A 21,421-nucleotide genomic window follows, 5' to 3' on the forward strand; every position below is an offset into this window, starting at 1 on the left:
GGATTGCCCTTCCTACCGAATGGGCCGGACCGTCGTGGGTCGCCGACGTCCGAAGGCAGCGACAAGGAGCCCACTGAAGTGTTGGACCACGGCACAGCGCCCCCCACCGCAGCAGCACCGGCCACCGGGGCGCAGCGCCCCGGCAACCCGCTGCTGCGGCGCAAGCCGGTAGAACTGCTGGTCGCCGAGGGTGGCCAGGGCGAGGGCGGCAGTCTGCGCCGCACCCTCGGCATGTGGCAGCTCACCATGATCAGCATTGGCGCCACGCTCGGCACCGGCATCTTCGTCGTCCTGGGCGAAGCCGTCCCGAAGGCCGGACCGGCGGTCACCCTCTCGTTCGTCCTCGCCGGACTCACCGCGCTGTTCTCCGCGCTCTCCTACGCCGAACTGGCCGGCTCCATCCCGGTCGCGGGCTCGTCGTACTCGTACGCTTACGCAACGCTCGGCGAACTCGTCGCCTGGGTCTGCGGCTGGTGCCTGATCCTGGAGTACGGCGTCTCGGTCGCGGCCGTGGCCGTCGGCTGGGGCCAGTACCTCAACGAACTGCTCGACGGGACCATCGGCGTCACCATCCCGGACGCGCTCTCCGCGCCGCCCGGCGACGGCGGGATATTCAACCTGCCCGCGCTGATCGTCGTCCTGCTCGCGATGGTCTTCCTGCTCGGGGGGGCGCGTGAGTCGGCCCGCGCCAACACCATCATGGTGGCGGTCAAGATCGTCACCCTGGTGCTCTTCTGCTCCATCGGCATCATGGGCTTCAAGTCCGGCAACTACTCCGACTTCATGCCGCTGGGCATGGCCGGTGTCAGCGCCGCGGGCTCCTCGCTCTTCTTCTCCTACATCGGCTTCGACGCCGCCTCGACCGCCGGTGAGGAGGCCAAGAACCCGCAGCGCGACCTGCCGCGCGCGATCATGCTCTCGCTGATCATCGTCACCGCGCTGTACGTCCTGGTCGCCGCCGTCGCCGTGGGCGCCCGCCAGTGGAAGACCTTCGAGGGCAGCGAGGCGACCCTCGCCGCGATCATGAACGATGTCAGCGGCCAGACCTTCTGGGGCACGCTGCTCGCCGCCGGCGCCGTCATCTCCATCGCCAGCGTGGTGCTGACCGTGCTCTACGGCCAGACCCGCATCCTGTTCTCGATGTCCCGCGACGGCCTGGTCCCCAAGGTCTTCGGCAAGGTCAACCCCAAGACCGGCACCCCCCGCGCCAACACGGTCATCGTGTCGCTGTTCTGCGGTGTGCTCGCCGCGGCCGTCCCGCTCGGCGACCTCGTCGACGCCACCAGCATCGGCACGCTCTTCGCCTTCGCGCTGGTCAACATCGCGGTCATCGTGCTGCGCCGGACCCGCCCGGACATGCCGCGCACCTTCCGCGCCCCGCTCGGCTGGGTCTGCCCGATCCTCGGCTTCTTCTTCTGCATCTACATGATGAAGGGCCTCGGCGCGTCGACCTGGACCGTGTTCGGAGTCTGGATGGCCGTCGGTCTCGTGATCTACTTCGGATACGGCATCCGCCGCTCCCGACTGGCCACGGCCACGGACACCGTATCCGCAGAGAAGTGATCCACCCGCAGTGCGACTCAATGACCTCGACGAGCGCATCGTCCACGCGCTCGCTGAAGACGCCCGCCGCTCCTACGCCGACATCGGCTCGCTGATCGGCCTCTCCGCGCCCGCCGTGAAGCGGCGCGTGGACCGGCTGCGCGCCGAGGGGGCCATCACCGGATTCACCGTCCGGGTGGACCCCGCCGCGCTCGGCTGGGAGACCGAGGGCTTCATCGAGCTGTACTGCCGCCGCAACACCTCGCCCGAGGCCATCAAGCGCGGCCTGGAGAGGTACCCCGAGGTCGCGTCCGCCTCCACCGTCACCGGTGAGGCGGACGCGATCGTCCAGGTCTTCGCCTCCGACATGCGCCACTTCGAGCGGGTCCTGGAACGGATCGCCGGTGAGCCGTACGTGGAGCGCACCAAGTCGGTCCTGGTGCTCTCGCCCCTGCTCAGGCGCTTCTCCTCCGGCTCGCCCGCCTGATCGTTCGGGTCGGGGTCCCGGGGGCGTACGGGCCGCACGGCGGACACGCAACGAATCGCCGCAGAGGGCCTCTCACGCGCAACGAATACTCCTCCGGCGCGCAACAGTCGTGCCTTGTCGGGGTCGAGCGGCGGAACGTACCGTCTAGGTGACCCCTTCAACCACTTTCGCCCCGAGGACCGCCATGCCCCCGCTGCGTACCGCCCTGCTCCAGAGCTCCGGCCGTCCGGGTGACGTCGCCGCGAATCTGAAGGTGCTGGAGGAGGCGGCGGGCCGGGCCGCGGCGACCGGGGCGGGCCTGCTGGTCACCTCGGAGATGTTCCTCACCGGCTACGCCATCGGGGACGAGGTGCCCGAGCTCGCCGAGACGGCCGACGGCCCCGGGGCGTGCGCCATCGCCGAGATCGCCCGCCGCCACGGCCTCGCGGTCCTCTACGGCTACCCCGAGCGGGACGGCGGGACCGTCTACAACTCGGCGCAGCTGATCGCCGCCGACGGGCAGCGCCTGGCGAACTACCGCAAGACCCACCTCTTCGGCTGCTTCGAGCAGAAGTGGTTCACCCCCGGCGACCAGCAGGTCGTCCAGGCCGAGCTGAACGGCCTGCGGCTGGGCATGATGATCTGCTACGACGTGGAGTTCCCCGAGAACGTCCGGGCGCACGCGCTGGCCGGCACCGACCTCCTCCTGGTGCCCACCGCGCAGATGCACCCCTTCCAGTTCGTCGCCGAGTCCGTGGTGCCGGTGCGCGCCTTCGAGAACCAGATGTACATCGCGTACGTCAACCGGACGGGCCCCGAGGGCGAGTTCGAGTTCGTCGGGCTGAGCTGCCTGGCCGGCCCCGACGGCACCGCCCGGGCCCGCGCGGGCCGCGAGGCCGAGCTCGTCGTCGGTGACGCCGACCCCGAGTTCCTGGCCGCCTCGCGCGCGAACAACCCGTATCTGCGCGACCGCCGCCCCGGCCTCTACACCTCCCTCGTCTGACCCGGACCCTTCCGGCCGCCCCCTACCCCCCTCGTACTGTGCAAGGAGTCCGTACCCCATGACGTCCACGGTGCCCACCGCCGTCCCGCACGCCGACGGCCAGCCGCCGATCACCATGTTCGGTCCGGACTTCCCCTACGCGTACGACGACTTCCTGGCCCACCCGGCCGGGCTCGGCCAGATACCCGCGACCGAGCACGGCACCGAGGTCGCCGTCATCGGCGGCGGTCTGTCCGGCATCATCTCGGCGTACGAGCTGATGAAGATGGGCCTCAAGCCCGTCGTGTACGAGGCCGACCAGATCGGCGGACGGCTGCGCACCGTCGGCTTCGACGGCCCCGGCACGGACGGTCTGACCGCCGAGATGGGCGCGATGCGCTTCCCGCCCTCCTCGACCGCCCTCCAGCACTACATCGACCTGGTCGGCCTGGTCACCGAGCCGTTCCCGAACCCGCTCGCCGAGGCCACCCCCTCGACCGTCGTCGACCTCAAGGGCGAGTCGCACTACGCCGAGACCATCGCCGACCTGCCGCAGGTCTACCGCGACGTGGCCGCCGCGTGGAACGCCTGTCTGGAGGAGGGCGCCGACTTCTCGGACATGAACACCGCGATGCGCGAGCGGGACGTCCCGCGCATCCGGGAGATCTGGGCCAAGCTCGTCGAGAAGCTCGACAACCAGACCTTCTACGGCTTCCTCTGCGACTCGCAGGCCTTCAAGTCCTTCCGCCACCGCGAGATCTTCGGTCAGGTCGGCTTCGGCACCGGCGGCTGGGACACCGACTTCCCCAACTCCATCCTGGAGATCCTGCGCGTCGTCTACACCGAGGCGGACGACCACCACCGCGGCATCGTCGGCGGCTCCCAGCAGCTGCCGCTGCGGCTGTGGGAGCGCGAGCCCGAGAAGATCGTCCACTGGGCGCAGGGCACCTCGCTCTCCTCGCTGCACGAGGGCGCGCCGCGCCCGGCGGTCACCCGTCTGACCCGCACCGCGGGCAACCGGATCACCGTCACCGACGCGTCGGGCGACATCCGCACCTACCGCGCGGCGATCTTCACCGCGCAGTCCTGGATGCTGCTCTCCAAGATCGAGTGCGATGACTCGCTCTTCCCGATCGACCACTGGACGGCGATCGAGCGCACCCACTACATGGAGTCGAGCAAGCTCTTCGTGCCGGTGGACCGGCCGTTCTGGCTGGACAAGGCCGTCGACGACAGGGGGAATCCGACCGGCCGGGACGTCATGTCGATGACGCTCACCGACCGGATGACCCGTGGCACCTACCTGCTGGACGACGGCCCGGACAAGCCGGCGGTCATCTGCCTCTCCTACACCTGGTGCGACGACAGCCTGAAGTGGCTGCCGCTGTCGGCGAACGAGCGCATGGAGGTCATGCTCAAGTCGCTCGGCGAGATCTACCCGAACGTCGACATCCGCAAGCACATCATCGGCAACCCGGTGACCGTCTCGTGGGAGAACGAGCCCTACTTCATGGGCGCGTTCAAGGCGAACCTGCCGGGCCACTACCGCTACCAGCGCCGTCTGTTCACGCACTTCATGCAGGACTCGCTGCCCGAGGACAAGCGGGGCATCTTCCTCGCGGGCGACGACATCTCCTGGACGGCCGGCTGGGCCGAGGGCGCGGTGCAGACCGCCCTGAACGCGGTGTGGGGCGTCATGCACCACCTCGGCGGCGCGACGGACGGCACCAACCCCGGCCCGGGCGACCTGTACGACGAGATCGCGCCGGTCGAGCTGCCGGAGGACTGACGGCGGCGCGGACCGTGCGCGGGGGGCTCGGGGGTCGCGGTCCCCGGGCCCCTTCCGTGCCGTCGCCCGCTCGCGGCCCCGCCGGGCGGGACGGCTCACCCCGGAAGGGCCGAGTCCGGGTGGGATCGCCATAGGTGAACTCCTCGCGCGGTGGAAGGGGCGGCGTACGGCGTCAGCAGGCACCGCCCCACCAGGCCGACACCCGCGTCCATCCGCTCCCTGAACTCCCGGAACAGGTCGGGGAGTTCCCGCAGCCGCCACAGCAGCCGCGCCGACGACCAGGCCGCGTCGCGCGCCCGCTCCAGGCTCCACGACGCCAGCAGATGCGTGAGCGGATCCGCGACCTCCAGCAGGTCGGGCCCCGGCATCAGCTCCTCGCGCACCCGCTCCTCCAGCGCCACCAGCATGTCGCCGACCCGCTCGAAGTCCCGCTCCAGGCCGTCCGGCCCGCACTCCAGGGCGCGGCAGCTGTCGACGACGGCGAGTGCCAGGTCGTGCCCGATGTGGGCGTTGATGCCGCAGAGCGCGAACTGCAGGGGGCGCACGCCCGGGTGGCGCCGGTACTGGAACAGGGGCCGCCAGCAGGCGGGCGGGCGCGCCCCCGCCGCCACCGCGTCGACCGCCCGCAGATAGCGTCCGGCGAACAGCACGTCCAGCGTCGCCGCGGCCCCCGGGTCCTCGAACGCGCCCCGGGTGAGGGAGCGGCCGATCTCCTCGGTGACCGCCAGATAGACCCGGTTGAAGACGGCCAGGCCGTCCTTGGGAGGCAGGCTCGCGCGCAGCGCCCGCATCCGCCCCGCTACGGTGTCCACCGACGCCCCGGCGAGCCCCGTGGTACCTGCCCGCTCTCCGATCCGCACCATGGGGGCAGCGTCCCAGTCCGGTGCTTCCGGGGACGCCGCCGTGCCCGGGGCTTCCCCGGAACGGGTGAACAGGGGGCCAGTGGGGCCCGGGAGAAGGGGAGTTCACGGTTGTCGGGAACACCGCCCGCACGCGCGCGTCGGCGCGGTGCGGACAGAGCCGCGCGCCGCTCGGCCGCCCGGCGCACCGCCATGGTGGCGCTGGCCTGCGCGGTCGTGGGCGTCGGCGCGGTCTCGGGCGCGGTGACGGCCCTCGGGGGCGGGGGCCACGGCACGGCACGGCCCGCACCGTCCGTCTCGTCCGCCGTGGTGACCCTGCCCGCCGTCCCCACCCCGGCGTCCGCGGCCCCGTCGCCCACGCGCGCGACCCCGCGCCCCGCCCGGCCGTCCGCCGCTCCCCGGCCCTCCGCCACCCGTTCGCCCGCACCGGGCGCGATCTCCGCCCCGCTCTACCGCTCGCCCGACTCGCAGGTCCTCGACTGGGTCCGGGCGCACCCCGACGACCCCCGGCGCCCGCTGATCGAGCGCCGGATCGCGGACCGGCCCACGGCCGTCTGGTTCACCGAGTACGACCCGGGCTCGATCACGCGCGAGGTGCGTGCGGTGACCTCGGCGGCGGCCGGGCAGGGCAGCGTGGCGGTGCTCGTCCCGTACGCGATACCCGGCCGGGACTGCGGCGGCGCCTCGCAGGGCGGCGCGCCGGACCTCGCCGCGTACGACAGGTGGATGGGGAACTTCGCGGCGGGGCTCGGGCGTTCACCGGTCGTCGTGGTCCTGGAGCCGGACGCGATCGCCCAGTCGGACTGCCTCTCCGAGGGTGAGCGCGCCGCCCGGTTCGCCTCGCTGGCCAGGGCGGGGCGCGCGCTCCACGCGGCGGACGCCCGGGCCAGGGTGTACTTCGACGCGGGCCACTCCGGCTGGCGCGACGCCGGGGAGATGGCCGGGCTGCTGCGCGCGGCGGGCGCGGCCACCAGCGGCGACGGCATTTTCACCAACGTCTCCAACTTCAACGCCACGGTGGACGAGGTGGCGTACGCGCGCCGGGTGCTCAAGGCGCTCGGCGGGCCCGCGCGGCTCGGCGCGGTGATCGACACCAGCCGTAACGGCAGGGGCGCGCCGCCGGACGGGCAGTGGTGCGACCCGGCGGGGCGGGCCGTGGGACGCGCTCCCACCACGCACACGGGCGAGGCGCGCGTCGACGCCTATCTGTGGGTGAAGGTGCCCGGCGAGTCCGACGGCTGCCGGGGCGCGGCGGGCACCTTCGCCCCCGACTACGCCTACGACTTGGCGCGCTGAGGCCCGTCCGTCGTCCCCTGCCCGTCGCCGCGCTCGTCATCGCGCTCGCCGTAGGACGACGTGCCCTCGTCGAGCAGCGGCTCCTGCTCCTTCATATGGGCCGGGGCCAGGGCGCGCAGCACGTGGTAGCCGGTGATGACCACGATGGTGCCCAGGGCGATCCCGCTGAGGCGGAAGTCGTCGGTGAACTTCAGGCTGACGCCGCCGATGCCGATGATGATGCCCGCCGCCGCCGGGACCAGGTTCAGCGGGTTGCGCAGGTCCACCCCGGCGTTGATCCAGATCTGGGCGCCCAGGAGGCCGATCATGCCGTACAGGATGACGGTGATGCCGCCGAGGACGCCGCCGGGGATGGCCGCGACGATCGCGCCGAACTTGGGGCAGACGCCGAAGAGCAGCGCGAATCCGGCGGCGGCCCAGTAGGCGGCGGTGGAGTAGACACGGGTGGCGGCCATGACGCCGATGTTCTCGGAGTAGGTGGTGTTGGGCGGACCGCCGACGGCGGTGGAGAGCATCGAGGCCACACCGTCGGCGGCGATCGCGGTGCCCAGCTTGTCGTCGAGGTCGTCGCCGGTCATCTCGCCGACGGCCTTGACGTGTCCGGCGTTCTCGGCGATCAGCGCGATCACCACGGGGAGGGCGACCAGGATGGCGGACCACTCGAAGTGCGGGGCGTGGAAGGACGGCAGGCCGATCCAGTCGGCCCTGCCGACGCCGGAGAGGTCCAGGCGCCAGTGGTCGGTGGCCTCGCCCGAGCCGGGCACGGAGTGGATCCTGCCGAGGACGCGGTCGAAGAGCCAGGAGATCCCGTAGCCGAAGAGCAGTCCGAGGAAGATCGCGACCCGGGACCAGAACCCGCGCAGACAGACCACGGCGAGGCCGGTGAAGAGCATCACCAGCAGCGCGGTCCACTGGTCCTGCGGCCAGTAGGTGGCCGCCGTCACCGGCGCCAGGTTGAAGCCGATCAGCATGACGACCGCGCCGGTCACGATGGGCGGCATCGCGGCGTGGATGACCCGCGCGCCGAACCGCTGCACCGCGAGGCCCGCCGCGAACAGGACGGCGCCGACGACGAGGACCGCGCCGGTGACGGTGGCGCTGGTGCCGCCGGTGGCCCGGATCGTGGCGGCGACGCCGACGAAGGAGAGCGAGCAGCCCAGATAGCTGGGGACCCGGCCCTTGGTGGCGAGCAGGAAGATGACCGTGGCGACACCGGACATCATGATCGCGAGGTTGGGGTCCAGGCCCATGAGGACGGGCGCCACGAATGTGGCTCCGACAGTACATCATGAGAGGTCGGGAGAGGCAGAGACACCCACTCACCTGCGGAAACGTTGCCTAGACGCTCCTGCTCGGGGTCTGTGACAGCCTCCAAGATCCCCCTGGAGAGGCCCGAACCGTCCCCCGCGAGGAGCCTCATCACATGCTCGAACTCTTGAGGGGTCAGCCGCACCGCAACCTCGTCCTGGGCGCCTTCCTCGACCTTGGAAGCCCCCTCAGCACCTCGCCACGCCGCGATGTTGGCGAGCGTGTTCAGCAGGAACACGTCTGCCGCGCTGCGCTCCTCACAGGCCGGCTGCGGGAGGGACCTACCACCTATCGCCATGGGTTCACCGAGTTCCATAGCCCGATGTTAGCCAAAGATGATCTTTGCCAGAAGGGTTTCGATACTCACGAGGCTCAACTTTGTATCAACGTTTGTGTGGCAGTTAGTTCATTCATTCATGGGTGATGCTTCAACCTCCACCCCCGCTTCGGGGCGGGGTGGGGATACGAGCTGGGTGACCATCTCGGCGCGGGTCTCGCGCCTCCCCGGCTGTTCGGGGGTATGTAACCCCCTCACAAGAAATGTCGGTGTCTCAAGGGCTCTGCATGGACACCGAAACAACCCAATGAGACCTAGATCACCTTGATAAGGTGTCGACATGGATGACCGGATCAAGATCGATGAAGATGGAAAAGCCTGGGTGAACCTCGGAGGGGTCCATCAGGACACCTTCGGAAGGTGGCAAGCGACCGTGAATATCGGGGGAGTTGAGAAATCACGTTCGTGTGCGTCGAAGAGAGAAGGGGAGACGTTGATTCACGATCTACTCGCCACGGCCATCCTGGGATTCGGGCTGCGTAAACAGTAAGGGGGGTCGAAGGGGACAGAGAGGCGCCGGCAGGCGCCTCTCTTGCTTCCGCGGTTAGTTAGTTCATACCCGTACACGATGGGAGGAAGGCACCCCTGGTGGGTCCTTTGAATGAATGCACAGGTATTACCCCCATATGTATATGTGTGTACGTGCGGGTGAGTTAGTTCATTCATTAGGCGGCGAGCGAATGCGCAATATCTCTGGCGACATTCCAACTAGCGGTCAATATCTCCTGAGACTGCATGAACTAACTGTAATCGGTAGGTATTCGAGCACATCCGGAGCGTTACGAGATACGCACTCCGCGCGCAGTGTCGTCACGTATCGATATGGAGTGGTGAACGTCATATCCTATTGACGCGCTAGCACACGAAGGAATGCGATAGAGGGCAGTGGAGATGTGTATTGCGTCACTATGGGGCACGGGCTTCTAGGTGAGCGCATTGTGTAGGGAGTGGCTAGAGGGTAAGGCCATCCATTGTGGTGTCTCCACATAGACAGGCCGTATCCACTATGCATCCACCGCCTTATTTGTGTGACGGTAATCATTCGTTTCACTATTGACATTGAGCCTGCTGTGTGGTTTCGCGTGCGTCTCCTTTGATAACAAGGGCTCGGGGCCTATTGATACAAAGGGTGATACATAACGTTGACGCGTACATGAGGTGGACAGTCAAGTTGGAGTGTGACAGTGTTCTTCTTGTCAGCGAGACACCGACCGGAAAGGCCAACCGAGACCCACCCGCCAAGCGGGGATGTGGATACGGGGCCTGAATCTGAATCCGGGCGTCAGGGCCGCGACAGGAGCGCTAGAACGGCTCCCAAAGGCAGTACGGACCACAACCTAGGTACTAGGACTAGGTCCCTGTGTAAGAGCCCCTAGGGCTTACAGGGAAACCGACTAGGAACATCACATAGGCCACACCCGGCGAAGCGAATAACCGGGATGAACCTAGAGCGCCCGTCCCTATATCTGCATGTGTTGCAGCGTGGTTCGGAGTACGTCATAGGAGAGTGAGCGGATAGCGGGATGTGATCGCCCCGGCATGGATAGATCAATGCACTACTGAGATTGACTCTCACACACCCAATCGATACGACGTATCCAGCGCACAGGACCAAAGCCATGAGCAACGGCCCGCAGTGCGTCTCTAAGCGTCTGAGAGTGGATGTGTGGGGGTGAGTGACAGTAAGGCACTCAGAACAAGCGAGAGGGGCATGCAGGATGCGCGACAGGGCCGTACTCATGCTGTGTGTGTTCATGTTCTCCACCCTGGCCTTCATGGGGGGATATCTCTATGCAGAAACAGCGATTCAGGCTGATGTGGTAGCGACGTACAACGACGGCTTCGCGGATGCCCTGTGTCGACCGTCGGGAGAGCGCATCGAAGATGGCATGGGTAACGCATGCCTGACTGGTAACGAGTGATCTAGGGCGCCTTAGTCAGGCTCACAAGTTGGAATGTGAGACTGGCTATGGCTCGCTAGCTCGTAGCGAGGAAAACAAGGGAGCAACTATGGGAAAGATTGCGGACGACTCACCCCGTAAGGGCTTTCGCATCAGCCGATTCGCCCGTGAGTATGCCGAGCGTTCGCCGCACACCTATGGTGGCGGGGAGTTCGGAATGTATGGCATGTGGGACATGCGCGACAGTGTGGAAGGTCTCACTGTAGCCAAGGGGTTCGGACTTATCGAAGACTCGGACGGGTCACCCCTGTCTGATTGGAATTCGGGGGGCTACTACAACTGCGACTGTCGAGAGAATGTAATCAGGGTCAACGCAGAGGCCGCGCACGCTGCCTTTGACGCGGCCGGAGTCGAGCATTGGGACTGGCGCGGCCTGGTTGCCTTCGATGCTGGCGACATCCGAGGACTAAGGATTGCCCGCCAGATATCCAACAAGTTGGCCGGGTATCCCATTCTCGATGATGAGCGACTGTCCGAACTGGAGTGGGACGGTGCATGCGCGATGATTGCGGACCAATACACCTTGCCCACGGGTGTTGAGCCTGGGGACGTCATCAACAATATGCCTGAGGTCCCGCATTGCTCTAACTGCTCATCATGCGACGTAGAAGATGCGATGGGGTATCTCGGGTATCAGAAGTGCTTGCACTGTGATGAGTGGTTGAAGACGGAAAAGGTTAGTGCGCTCTGCTGGGGTTGCACGGAGGATTACGCCGAAGGCGACTGTGACTGCTTGAGTGTCTACGTCGACACGCTCAAGCATTCCGGATCGTATGGAAGCGTCGCAGAAGTGAAAGTCATGATGCGGGCTTGCGTCAAGTGCTCCAGGGCTCGCTACCCCTACCGAATGGCTGCATAGCTGATGGCCTTTAGTCGGGCCCGCAAGTTGGAATGTGACATGCGGGCGCGGCTATGGACTCTCAGACAGGCGAGAGTGCGAACGAAAGGGTAAGTCAATGAAGACAACTCACCTGAATCAGATGGACCGCGAAAAGCTGACCTACGGGAAGCGGGTGCAGGTACGACTTCCGTACTGCGAGTACAGCCGTCGTCAGGCTGGTACCTATCGTGGGTTGATTCAGTATGTGAAGGGTGACCATGTTGGAATCTATGTGCCCATGAAGGGGCGCAGTGAGGCGGCTGGATTCCTGACAGGTGCGGCGCGTATGGACGAAACCGGTACGTGGATTGAGGGCCGCTGATCATGAAGACGTACGCAGTTGAATATGTCCAGCAGGTGACATATCGATTTGAGGTCGAGGCGGAAAGTGAGGAAGAGGCCACCGAAGCGGCCTGGGACTTCTGGGAGGCCCTTCCTGTATCCGAGGAGCACCGCTATTACGACGATGCCGACGAGCGATACATAAACGACGTGACCTTGAAGGACGGTGCGTGATGCGCGTTGGTTCGCAGCGGCCCTACACCGTAGTCATGGATTGGGAATCGGATTGGTGGGAGGAGGGGGCGGATAAGGTCCGCGCCACCGGTGGACATGACGACCCGGTGGTCTTCCATGTCTGGGCTGAAAATGCCTGCGATGCGAGTGACCTCGCAGATGAAGAGGCGGACTCCTTGCTCGGCAAGAGTGTCGCGACCTACCTGAAACACATCGCAATCATGCACGGCCATGCACCGCTCGTACGAGATGGAGAGTAAGACAGTGACACTGATGCACCAGGAACCCCAGGCCGGCCGTGGGACAGCTCTCGAAGCGCTCGCGCCTTCAATCGTGAAAGTGGGCAAGCATGCGGGAACGCTTCGGGCTGGAGTTCACAAGACGGTCTACGTCTGGACTCGGGAAGATATCTCGACGGCGGTGAACGCTGGCGTGGATCTCGTTGCGGAAGAGCTGGCCGGATCAGAACGTGATCAGGACCTGATGAACATGGTCGTAAATGCGGTCCTGCACGTCCTCGAAAATCCGAACGCGTCGCTTGATGAAGTGATCCGGGAGAACTACGAGGAAGAGCCCGAAGAGGTTCGCTCGTGGTGGTCGGGATGGTAACCCCCGCCAGCGTTCAAATCGGTATGCCAGTCAGGTACCGGTCGATGTTCGGACACAAGCTCGCCGGAACGATCCGGGGAGTCATTTACGGCGCACCCAAAATGAAACGCGACAACATTACGCACGTGGTCATTCAGGGCTCGTACGATACGGCGCCTGTAGAGCGCTCGCACGATATGAACGTGATCCCACTCAAGGATGTTTGGAAGGTCCGCTAACCATGCACCAGATTTACGCCGCCTGTCTCGCGTCTTACAACAACGGAATCCTTCACGGCGAATGGATCGATGCCACCCAAGACCCGGACTCAATCGGTCACGAGATTCAGCTCATGTTGGACGCCTCGCCGATACCGGGGGCGGAAGAGTTTGCGATACATGACTACGATGATTTCGGGGGCCTGGAACTCGGCGAGTACGAGTCCTTGGAAGATCTGCACTTGATTGCGCTCGCTCTGGATGACTTCCCGGCCGTGATTGTCCGCCACTTCCATGGGGACGTCGATGTCGCCGACCTCTACGAGACGTGCCAAGACCGGTTCATCGGAACGGTCACAGAAGAGATTGGGCCGGAAGAGAACGCATACGCCGCGTACATCCTGGCGGAGGAAGACCACTTCTGGGATGAGCTTCCGAAGCAGTACCACAGTCACATGCGGGCTATCGCAGTCAGTGAGGCCGAGGAACGGCTGATCTGTGGTGAGACTGCGCTCTACGAGGGTGCGGGTACCTGGCACTTCGTCCGGGACTACTGAGGCATAGCGGCTGGAAGTCAGGGGCTCAAGTTGGAATGTGAGCCCCTGGTTTCGAGTCTCTAATGACTCACTTCGAAGCAGGGAAGGAACTTACACAGTGGGACGCATGAAGGCGTATGAGGGTGACCGCGCAGCGGTGCGCGAGGAAGCGGAAGAGGCTGCGCACCAGCCGACGCACGATGACCGCATGGCTCACATGGAGGTGGTCTGGGGAATGTGTGGCATAGCCGCGAACGGCTACCACTGCCCGCCTGCCGTGGCTGAAATGCTGGTGAAGGAAGCGGTGTCCGCCTTCCTCGACTCCCGGACCGCGCTCATTCTCGATGGGGTCGCCGCATGAACTTCTTCGCCCCCGACCGTCGAATGTGTGACGTTTGTTGCGTCGCGCTGAATCAGCATGTGGGGACGGTCTTCCGCGATGTGTCCTTCCGCCACCCGGATTGGCAGGGGGTCACCTGGGATCACGATCCGGCACCTGTTCCCGTTGACCCTGAACGGCTGGCCGAGGTCTGCGACTTCTGCTCTGCCGGTACCACGGCGGCCATCTTCGAGACACGAAAAGCAATCGTAATGATCCAGGGACCCAACACACATGTGTTCTCCGAGCCGTGGGCGGCGTGTGAGCGATGTGCCGTACACATCCGAAGGCGGACGCTTCATCTGTTGCTGGATCGCGTGGTGGCCGTCCTCCCCGGCACGTCCAACCGTCCGGAACGTCGGGCGCGACGCGCTGAGTTGAAGGCGCTCTACGTGAAGTTCTTCGCTGCCGATCCGGTCGAACTGGAGCGATGAAGTGCGACCGACTGAACAAACAGTGATCCGTAACGCTGCCGACTCCTGGCGAGCTTCCGCCCCCGGATCGAAGAAGTGGGTCTATGACACCAACGGCCGTGCCTACTTGGTCGAGGCCGACCTGTCGGAACGACTCGACTCGCTTTGTTGGGCCATGAGGTTCGTGGACGACTGGCGGGTGTATTACCCCGAGAGTCACGCGGCATGGGCCAAGGCCAGCGCCGAGGCCGGCCGTTCCCTGGACCCTGAACACTGGCACCACGAGTGGACGAAGGCAGGTAAGCCCGAATGATCACGCCCACGGTGCTTGTGCAGTGGTACGGGATTCTCGTACACGGCCCCGATGTCTACACAGGCGAGATGGTATGCGGGCACGTCGTAGGCGGCACGGTCCGCCACATGAAAGACGAGCATCAAGCTCGGATCATGACGCTCGCAATCCGGACGCCTCGCACCTACCACGATGACGGAACCATTTTGACCGGTGGTCACGAGCATTCCATTCCCATGCGGGAAGTACGCAAGGGGAGGCCGCAGTGATGGAGGCCGCAGCCGAAAACGTGGTCCTGGTCGAGTCGCTTCGTGTGGCGGTCCCGCTGCACATGACGCAGCTCGCCTCTCGATCGCCGGAGGAGTTGATCCGCATCGCGGCGGGGTCCGCCACGATCGTCGGGTCACATGGCGACGTATTGCAGTTCCGGTCGACCAAGCGCGGACAGACGGCGAAGGCGTTCAACGCGCTCGCCCGAGGGCTGGCCGCTGGTGCCCTGGTCGCCTGGGGCGGTGCCACCTTCGCGGGCCTGCACTGGTGCACAGTCCGCCACTGCCCCGGCCCTGATGCCGAACACCCCAACCCAGTCCAAGGAAAGTAAGAGGAGAAGTACGGCTAACCGGCTTCGGTGGCTTTGATGAGGGCCCGGCTTCGGCCGGGCCCTTCGTCATGGCTGATCGAAACACGATCGGACGAACAGAGGGACACACCATGGCCACGAAGCAGATCACGACCTACATAGACGACCTTGACGGCACCGAGACCACCAACCCCTACGAGATCCGAACGGTGTTCTTCGGGATCGACGGGACGTTGTACGAGATCGACCTGACCGACGCGAACGCGGACACGCTCCGGGAACTGCTCGCCCCGTACAAGGGGGCCGCACGGCGCGTGGAGCACCACCAGGCCCAGGCCGGCCGTCCCGCGGCCCGCCCTTCCGCTCGTGAAGGTGACGCCCTGGACGCGAAGGCCGTACGGGCCTGGGCCAAGACGCAGGGGTACACGCTGTCCAACCGGGGGCGCATCCCTCTGGACGTGCAGCAGGCGTACAGGACGACCCTGGCCGGTGGCCAGGCGTCGCAGCCGAACGGCATCGAGCGTGAGGTAACGGCATCTGATGCTGTCGACCTGATCGTGAGCGAGGAGGAGGCGGCCAACCACTACAAGGAGCTGCCCGTTCCTGCCGGGCGAGAGAAGAACTGGGCGAAGCGTGAGGGCTCCGGGTGCGAGCGGACGCACAAGATCGCAGAGATGACGCTCATGGAGCGAATCGACGCCCTTACACCTTTCAACCTCAACGTACTTGGCCAGCTCGCCGGAGACATCCCGGTCAAGAACGGAAAGATCAAGGGGCTCGGAACCTCGGGCGCGAGGCTCCTGAACTTCGAGTTCATCGACGGCGATGACTTCATCACGCCCTTCGGCCGGTACGCGTACGGCGTTCGCGTACAGAGGGACAACGCATAACCAACCGATGGTTTTTGGTCAAAGGTCGTCCGAAAGGACGGCCTTTTGGCCATGGTCTATCGGTCATAGGAGGACGCATGGCGCGGAAAGTGGTCGAAGCGGTCGTTTGTGACGCCTGCTCAGTTAAAGGGAGAGAGCAAATAGGGGTGATCGAGCTTGCTATAGGCTCGGTGAGCTACGACCTGTGCCAGGAGCACGGCGATAAGTTCGCGGCCTACTTCGAGGATCTGTTCGGTTCTGTCGCGGCCGTCGCGGCTTAGGGGAGAGAAGTAAAAGTGACCACGTTCAAGGCGATGCAGTACGGCCCCCTGGGCAAGGCAGTCGCAGCGGCAATGCCGCACTCGGAGGCGGACCCGATCGGTGTGTACGCCGCCACGCTGTCTCTCTGGTCCGCTGCGGTGGCCGGCAAGGTATTCCAGCCGTCGGGCCGGCCGACCGTCTTCTGGTCGGCGCTTGTAGGCCGGACAAGGGTGGGACGCAAGGGCTTCGCGCTCGCTACAGCGCGAGCGGTCCTGGACCCCTCCATCGGAAGCTTCCTCGGTACCCGGATGCGCAAGGGCATCAGCAGCGGGCCGTCCCTGGTGACGGCCCTCTTCGAGGTCGAGCAGGAGTCCCTTACCTCGGAGGAGGGCAGGGACGGGCGGGTAATGATCGCGGAAGGCGAATGGGCTTCCGTCCTCAAGAGGGCTAATCGCGATGCGACCTACCATGACCAGTTGATCAACGCCTGGGATGGCGAAGCGGTCGTCAACACGACCAAGGGCAAGGGCGGCAAGCGCGAGGAGCAGAGGATCGACGTACCCCTTCTCGGCTACCACGTGCACATTCAGCCGGGTCGATGGGCGCCCCTGGTCAAGCCCGAATTTGCTCTCGGTGGTGCCTTCAACCGCATCCCACACTTCGTGGTGTCCCAGTCGAAGTCTCTGCCTTCGAGCGTCAAGAGGCCGCTCGACGCCGTGAAGGAGACGCCGGCCCTCACCCGGGCCTACCGCTGGGCACGGGAAAAGGCTCGCGAGATGGAGCTGTCTCCGGAAGCGGCCGATCGGCATGACGCATATCGGAAGGCGTTCGATGCGCGCATGGCGTCCCTGCCCGAGGCGGTCTCGTGCTTCTTCGAGCGCGGCGACGAGAACCTTCTGCGGATTGCCTGTCTCCTGGTGGCCGCCGAACGCAAGACGGTGATCTCCGTCAAGGCGTGGGAGGCTGCGGAGGCCATGATCGAGTACTCGATGGCGTGCACGGAACAGCTCGTCAACGAATCGCAGCAGGGCACCGGGAGGCAGATGAAGTCTGTCGAGCAGATCATTCGAGAGTCGCTGACCCGCTATGGGGGTGAGGCGACGCGGACCCTGATCCTGCGGTCCCTCGGTACGCGAGGTAACGCCGATTCGATGGAGGCCGCCATCGAGGCGATGCCTGATGTCGTCATGGAGAAGCGAGCGGGTTCCGCCAAGGGGGGTCCGAAGCCCGTGGTGGTGAGGTTCGTGGACGCGACGCGCGAGCATGAGCGGCCAGCCGTCCAGCAGGCCCAGGAGCAGACGGAGGCGGAGGAGCGGCCCAAGCTGACCGTAGTCCCGCCGCAGCGGAAGACCGCTGCTACACCGCCACCCTCCACGAAGGCGAGCGAGCCGGCACGGAGGACGGCCCCGCGGAAGGCAGCCGCGAAGAAGGCGGTCGAGCCTCCGAAGGAGGAGAGCGCCAACCCGCTTGCTGGGCTCCTGTGAGTCCGGACCAGATGCCACAGAAGCGGCCCGCACGCATCGTGCAGGGCCGCTTTTCCATGTTGGTCAGGAAGTGGTCCGATGGTAAGTGGAAGGACTGACCGTCTGACCAAATAAAAAAGGCCGGGACCCCTGACGGGGTCCCGGCCTTTTTTTGCTATCAATTTTGTACCAACCTATGTACCACGGTTAGTTAGTTCATTCTCGATCGAGGAGAGGTGCCTTCGAGGTGCTGGGCGAGGCTGCAAGTCCCGCCTCGTAGAGGGCGAGTCGAAGGTGTGCGGCGGAGGCGGATTCCTCGGGGGAGGGCTCGAAGAGTGCGGTCTCCGTCTTACGGTCCTCGACGCGCTGTACGACCTCGGCACCACCGAGCAGTGCGAGCGAGAACGGGATCAGTGCCTCCCAGGGGATGTCCGGGAACTGGATTACCAGCCACGGAGTGAGGGCGGCCAGGGCGCCAAGCAGGCGCACGACGTGCTTACGGAACATGGGTGACCTCCGGGGTCGGGATGACGAGCTGGGGGACAACGGGGACGTCTGTGGGCTTGGAGACCTCGGGATGGACCGGAGCTGGCACGTCCGGCTTCGGCTCCTTCGGCTTGGCCTCGACATCCGGCTTCGGCCTTTCCGAAGGCTTCGGATCGGGCTTGGGGGTCACCTTGTCGAGCTTCTCGGAGACTTCGCTGAGCTTGTCCTTGACCTCTCGGAGCTCGCGCTCAATTCGTGCCAAACGGTCATCCTGCGAGGGCTTCTGAATCGCAGGCGCAACAGGCTTCGAGGGGCGGGCATACTCACGGGTCTTCGGTTCCTTCACTGCGATCGGGGTGGCAGCGTGCTTGCCTGCCTGGACCTTCACCTTCTGGCCGGGGTAGATCAGATGCGGGTTGGCGGCCAGGCCCTCGTTCCAGCTCGTGAGCTGGGCCAGGCTCACGCCAAACCGCTCGGCGATCGAGGAGAGTGAGTCACCCTTGGCAACCGTGTAGGTGCCCCCACTGGCCGGAGGCGTGGAAGGCTCCGGCTTCTGCGGAGGCACGGTCGGCTTCTCGGTCGGCTTCTCGGTCGGGGTGGGCGTAGCGGGCTTCGCCGGAACGTTGATCTCCTGGTCCGGGTACACCACGTCCGGGTTCTTGATGTCCGGGTTGGCTGCAAGGAGGGCCGCCAGGGAGACGCCGAGCAAGGCTGCTACGGCCCCGAGAGTCTGCCCCTTGCTCACCTTGTACTTGCCGCTCGGGACACCAGTGGAGCCGCCCGAGTCGGAGGCCGGCGTCGAAGCGGTAGCCGCGTACGCGAAGCCAAGCTTGCCCTTCTTCGAGGGGTCCGCGGTGACGATGCCCTCGCTGTACTGCGGTAGACCGTAGCCGTGGACGTAGGAATCTCGGCGAAGACGCTTGCGGGCCATGACGCCGTTGCCGTTCGCGTCGTTGGAGAGGCTGGTGTTGCCCTCGTAGGTGTAGATGTAGGTGTCGTCGTACGCGTAACAAAGTCCGGTGTGCGTACTGCCCGAGGTGCCGTAGATGACCTGGGCCCCCACAGCGGGATACTCACTCCAGCGGGCCCGCTGCTTGAACCACTCCATCGCGGTCCAGACGCTAGCGGTACGGGGAAAGAGACTGGCGACGCCAGCCTTCATGGCAACCCAACTCGTCCAAGTTGCGCACCAAGGCTGATAGTTCGACCATTCAAGGCCCGGGACCTGTGGGGAGTACTTCTGGTGGCCCGAGGGCCGTTCACCGGCTGCGCGTTCCGCGCGGTAGCCGACCTCGTTCTTCGCTATGGATAGAACCTGCGTAACCTGACTCATGTTTCCGCCTTTCGGGCATGAAAAAAGGGCTCGCCCTGATGGGCAGCCCTATGCGTGAACTAACCGGCAGCGGTTAGTTAGTTCATTCGTTTCGGCGCAGAACGACCAGCCGTTCGGGATCGATCGCGGTGAGTATCTGGATGAGCCGGGCGTTCTCCTGCTCGATCCGCTTGAGGCGGTCCTTGATCTCGGTCAGGTCCAGCTCTAGCCGGTCTCCGCGAGCTTTCTGCGCTTCGGCCTCGGCCTTCCAAACTTCGGCGGTCTTGGCTTCCTTCGTGGCTCGCACGACAACGAAGCCGCCGACGATGGTGGCGAGGATGCCGCATAGGCCGAAGGTATTGAGAATGAGTGTGGTGGTGTTCAACCTGCCAACCCCTTTGCGTCGGGAGCGATTTGAACCGCAGCGAAGGAGTTCATGGAAGAGCTCTTGTTCTCGGAGGCGGCCTTGGTCCACTCGCCACCCCAGCCGGCCACGCGGACGGACACGAAAGAGCCCTCGATGAGGTGGACCAAACCGGAGCAATTTATACTCAAGTAGGAACCGATAATCTTCGTGCTGTTCAGAGCCTTGAGCACGTCATTCGTGCTGTCGTCCTGTGGGGCTTGAACGGTGACCACACTGTCGAGCATCGCGGACTTCTTGCCGTCCATGTCGCTCGGCGGGCGAAAGGTCAGGTTGGACGCGATGAAGTAGGTGCCAGTCGACGGGCAACGGAACTTGGCCATATTCGGAGACGTCCAACCCTGCCTCTGGAAGTCCCAGGTGTCCCACTTAGCTTCGGTTCTGGCGGAGAAGTTGGCCAGAGAATCCAGACCCTTCACGCGGAAGGCGCTGGGACTGGTCAGTTGCTGATTGTTCACGTAGGTGTACGGATTGATGTCCACCGCCGACAGGAGTTGCCGGGAGGACCAGGAAGGGTAAGTGAGCATTTAGGCCCCCATGTAGACGGCTCCCAAGGTGCTGATTCGGCCGTCGCCGTCCCCGCTCACCCAGCGGGTATTTGCCCCCCAGCCGTAGAAGCGGACGTTCAACACTTCGCCGGCCGTCAGGTAGACAAGGTCGTCCACGGCAACGGAACAGTCCTGGTTGATGCGGGTCGTACTATTCTGGGAAAGGATTCGGGCTTCATCGCTATTCCCGTATATCTTGAACTGAAAGCCGTAAGACGCAGCTTCCGTGCCATCCGCGTGTTTCGCAGAACAGAAGAAGTGGATCAGATACATCCCCGAGTAGGGGACTGTGATTGCGGTTTGGTCCGCATATCCGTCGGTGAGCCGTTGCAGCACGAAACCCGGATCGTTGGCGTACATTCCGGACCAGGAGAGGGCAACCTTCTCCTGGCCGGATGCGACATTGAAGGACGTGCCTCGGGCCGTGAAGCGTGGTCTGTTCTCTAGGTGGGCAAAGACATCGCGGCTTGTCTCGTTCATGTCCGAGACGCTTACAACCCTGTCGTCCTTCCATGCGGACAGCGAGGGAGGCTTGACGGCCGGCTGTGCCCAGCCGTTGTCGCTCGGGCTGATCATGAAACCATTGAAATTGGCGTCGTAGTTGTTAGCGGCGATTCCCCATGTGCCCGTAGCTCCTGAGTCAAGATAGATCTGCGCGCGAACAGAGCTTCCCTTGGTGAAGTATTCGGTCACGCTGACGCGGATGGTTGTGTAGCCGTTGGCCTGCTGATGCTGGTACGTCGTATGAGCGATGACTCCGGTAGCGCCCTGCCCGGCCGAACCCTCCGCGGTGATGTAGGCGTTCAGGTTCTCTCCCACGTTGCGGACAGTGTTCCCCCACACTGAGGCGTTGAAGGTGATGTGGTAGACGCCATCTTCGGGTATTCGGTATCGGATGTTGTCGCCACTGGTAAATCCGTTTAGGTTATGTCGAGAACTGTCCCAGGTGATATCCCGACGCTGGCCCGCCATGAGGGCCTGATTCGGCGGAACTCCACCAGGGAATGAGCTTCCAACGCTAACGCCACGGGCCGAGAAGTACGGCATCTTGGCGTAGTACTTCTGCGGCAACGTCAGGCGGGCATTCAGTAGGGCGGGGCTGGGAATCTCTCGGG

The 21,421-nt window shown here is 64.9% G+C and carries 25 protein-coding genes and 1 pseudogene; 19 read left to right on the top strand and 7 right to left on the bottom strand.

Going from position 1 to position 21,421, the window contains the following annotated elements; all coding sequences use genetic code 11:
- Window positions 1-78 precede the first annotated feature (78 nt).
- The 4 genes from ACZ5ID_RS24815 (at window position 79) to ACZ5ID_RS24830 (ending at window position 4,779) form a co-directional block, all read left to right on the top strand.
- A complete protein-coding gene (locus tag ACZ5ID_RS24815; RefSeq protein WP_406554685.1) occupies window positions 79-1,563 on the top strand; it encodes an amino acid permease in 1,485 nt (494 codons plus the stop codon).
- Window positions 1,564-1,573: 10 nt separating this feature from the next.
- The gene (locus ACZ5ID_RS24820; protein WP_406554686.1) at window positions 1,574-2,029 is read left to right on the top strand and encodes an Lrp/AsnC family transcriptional regulator; all 456 of its coding nucleotides are present in this window, start codon (window positions 1,574-1,576) and stop codon (window positions 2,027-2,029) included.
- Between the two features lie 184 nt (window positions 2,030-2,213).
- Window positions 2,214-3,011, top strand: a complete 798-nt coding sequence (locus ACZ5ID_RS24825; RefSeq protein ID WP_468901871.1) for a carbon-nitrogen hydrolase family protein — start codon at window positions 2,214-2,216, stop codon at window positions 3,009-3,011.
- A 58-nt stretch (window positions 3,012-3,069) separates the two neighbouring features.
- Window positions 3,070-4,779 (top strand): flavin monoamine oxidase family protein, encoded by a 1,710-nt coding sequence (locus ACZ5ID_RS24830; RefSeq protein ID WP_468901874.1) that lies wholly within the window; start codon window positions 3,070-3,072, stop codon window positions 4,777-4,779.
- A 95-nt stretch (window positions 4,780-4,874) separates the two neighbouring features.
- Here the strand turns inward: ACZ5ID_RS24830 and ACZ5ID_RS24835 are convergent, their stop codons facing one another.
- Window positions 4,875-5,642, bottom strand: a complete 768-nt coding sequence (locus tag ACZ5ID_RS24835) for a DUF5995 family protein (protein WP_468901876.1) — start codon at window positions 5,640-5,642, stop codon at window positions 4,875-4,877.
- Between the two features lie 108 nt (window positions 5,643-5,750).
- Here ACZ5ID_RS24835 and ACZ5ID_RS24840 point away from each other — a divergent pair, with 108 nt between their 5' ends.
- Window positions 5,751-6,935: a glycoside hydrolase family 6 protein gene (locus tag ACZ5ID_RS24840; protein WP_468901879.1), complete on the top strand. Its 1,185-nt coding sequence runs from the start codon at window positions 5,751-5,753 to the stop codon at window positions 6,933-6,935.
- On the opposite strand, the pseudogene ACZ5ID_RS24845 reads toward ACZ5ID_RS24840, so the two are convergent.
- A pseudogene (locus ACZ5ID_RS24845) lies at window positions 6,917-8,212 on the bottom strand (uracil-xanthine permease family protein); the annotation flags it as partial. The gene ACZ5ID_RS24840 and the pseudogene ACZ5ID_RS24845 sit on opposite strands and share 19 nt — an antisense overlap.
- Window positions 8,213-8,860: 648 nt before the next feature.
- Here ACZ5ID_RS24845 and ACZ5ID_RS24850 point away from each other — a divergent pair.
- From ACZ5ID_RS24850 to ACZ5ID_RS24915, 14 genes are all read left to right on the top strand, one after another.
- The gene (locus tag ACZ5ID_RS24850; protein ID WP_468901882.1) at window positions 8,861-9,070 is read left to right on the top strand and encodes a hypothetical protein; all 210 of its coding nucleotides are present in this window, start codon (window positions 8,861-8,863) and stop codon (window positions 9,068-9,070) included.
- 1,264 nt (window positions 9,071-10,334) lie between these two features.
- Window positions 10,335-10,502, top strand: coding sequence for a hypothetical protein (locus ACZ5ID_RS24855; protein ID WP_468901885.1), 168 nt, complete (start codon window positions 10,335-10,337; stop codon window positions 10,500-10,502).
- Window positions 10,503-10,590: 88 nt separating this feature from the next.
- Window positions 10,591-11,400, top strand: a complete 810-nt coding sequence (locus ACZ5ID_RS24860) for a hypothetical protein (protein WP_468901888.1) — start codon at window positions 10,591-10,593, stop codon at window positions 11,398-11,400.
- Window positions 11,401-11,497: 97 nt separating this feature from the next.
- Window positions 11,498-11,743: a hypothetical protein gene (locus tag ACZ5ID_RS24865; protein WP_158754251.1), complete on the top strand. Its 246-nt coding sequence runs from the start codon at window positions 11,498-11,500 to the stop codon at window positions 11,741-11,743.
- A gap of 2 nt (window positions 11,744-11,745) precedes the next feature.
- Window positions 11,746-11,937 (top strand): hypothetical protein, encoded by a 192-nt coding sequence (locus ACZ5ID_RS24870; RefSeq protein ID WP_037805401.1) that lies wholly within the window; start codon window positions 11,746-11,748, stop codon window positions 11,935-11,937.
- Between the two features lie 35 nt (window positions 11,938-11,972).
- A complete protein-coding gene (locus ACZ5ID_RS24875) occupies window positions 11,973-12,197 on the top strand; it encodes a hypothetical protein (protein ID WP_468901893.1) in 225 nt (74 codons plus the stop codon).
- Window positions 12,198-12,210: 13 nt separating this feature from the next.
- The gene (locus ACZ5ID_RS24880; protein WP_158754255.1) at window positions 12,211-12,546 is read left to right on the top strand and encodes a hypothetical protein; all 336 of its coding nucleotides are present in this window, start codon (window positions 12,211-12,213) and stop codon (window positions 12,544-12,546) included.
- A 220-nt stretch (window positions 12,547-12,766) separates the two neighbouring features.
- Window positions 12,767-13,300, top strand: a complete 534-nt coding sequence (locus ACZ5ID_RS24885) for an antirestriction protein ArdA (RefSeq protein WP_051836229.1) — start codon at window positions 12,767-12,769, stop codon at window positions 13,298-13,300.
- Window positions 13,301-13,406: 106 nt separating this feature from the next.
- Window positions 13,407-13,640 carry a hypothetical protein gene (locus ACZ5ID_RS24890; protein WP_030706430.1) on the top strand — a complete coding sequence of 78 codons (234 nt, stop codon included), beginning with the start codon at window positions 13,407-13,409 and terminating at the stop codon, window positions 13,638-13,640.
- A complete protein-coding gene (locus ACZ5ID_RS24895; RefSeq protein ID WP_468901898.1) occupies window positions 13,637-14,092 on the top strand; it encodes a hypothetical protein in 456 nt (151 codons plus the stop codon). The genes ACZ5ID_RS24890 and ACZ5ID_RS24895 overlap by 4 nt, the downstream gene beginning before the upstream one ends.
- A gap of 536 nt (window positions 14,093-14,628) precedes the next feature.
- A complete protein-coding gene (locus tag ACZ5ID_RS24900; RefSeq protein WP_468901901.1) occupies window positions 14,629-14,964 on the top strand; it encodes a hypothetical protein in 336 nt (111 codons plus the stop codon).
- Window positions 14,965-15,074: 110 nt separating this feature from the next.
- Window positions 15,075-15,833 carry a histone-like nucleoid-structuring protein Lsr2 gene (locus ACZ5ID_RS24905; RefSeq protein ID WP_468901903.1) on the top strand — a complete coding sequence of 253 codons (759 nt, stop codon included), beginning with the start codon at window positions 15,075-15,077 and terminating at the stop codon, window positions 15,831-15,833.
- A 77-nt stretch (window positions 15,834-15,910) separates the two neighbouring features.
- Entirely contained in the window at window positions 15,911-16,093 is a 183-nt protein-coding gene (locus ACZ5ID_RS24910; protein ID WP_158754258.1) for a hypothetical protein, read from the top strand.
- A gap of 15 nt (window positions 16,094-16,108) precedes the next feature.
- Window positions 16,109-17,557: a YfjI family protein gene (locus tag ACZ5ID_RS24915; RefSeq protein ID WP_468901906.1), complete on the top strand. Its 1,449-nt coding sequence runs from the start codon at window positions 16,109-16,111 to the stop codon at window positions 17,555-17,557.
- A gap of 195 nt (window positions 17,558-17,752) precedes the next feature.
- Here ACZ5ID_RS24915 and ACZ5ID_RS24920 read toward each other — a convergent pair whose 3' ends face one another.
- From ACZ5ID_RS24920 to ACZ5ID_RS24940, 5 genes are all read right to left on the bottom strand, one after another.
- Window positions 17,753-18,043 (bottom strand): hypothetical protein, encoded by a 291-nt coding sequence (locus ACZ5ID_RS24920; protein ID WP_453198126.1) that lies wholly within the window; start codon window positions 18,041-18,043, stop codon window positions 17,753-17,755.
- Window positions 18,033-19,130, bottom strand: a complete 1,098-nt coding sequence (locus ACZ5ID_RS24925; protein WP_468901909.1) for a LysM peptidoglycan-binding domain-containing protein — start codon at window positions 19,128-19,130, stop codon at window positions 18,033-18,035. The genes ACZ5ID_RS24920 and ACZ5ID_RS24925 overlap by 11 nt, the downstream gene beginning before the upstream one ends.
- Before the next feature lie 307 nt (window positions 19,131-19,437).
- Window positions 19,438-19,719: a hypothetical protein gene (locus tag ACZ5ID_RS24930; RefSeq protein ID WP_234323402.1), complete on the bottom strand. Its 282-nt coding sequence runs from the start codon at window positions 19,717-19,719 to the stop codon at window positions 19,438-19,440.
- Complete coding sequence (locus ACZ5ID_RS24935) at window positions 19,716-20,285, bottom strand: hypothetical protein (RefSeq protein WP_030706444.1); 570 nt, start codon at window positions 20,283-20,285, stop codon at window positions 19,716-19,718. Before ACZ5ID_RS24935 ends, ACZ5ID_RS24930 begins: the two co-directional genes overlap by 4 nt.
- Window positions 20,286-21,125, bottom strand: a complete 840-nt coding sequence (locus tag ACZ5ID_RS24940) for a hypothetical protein (RefSeq protein WP_468901913.1) — start codon at window positions 21,123-21,125, stop codon at window positions 20,286-20,288. It abuts the gene before it with no gap.
- Window positions 21,126-21,421 lie beyond the last annotated feature (296 nt).

The organism is Streptomyces sp. NPDC031670, from assembly GCF_055580545.1.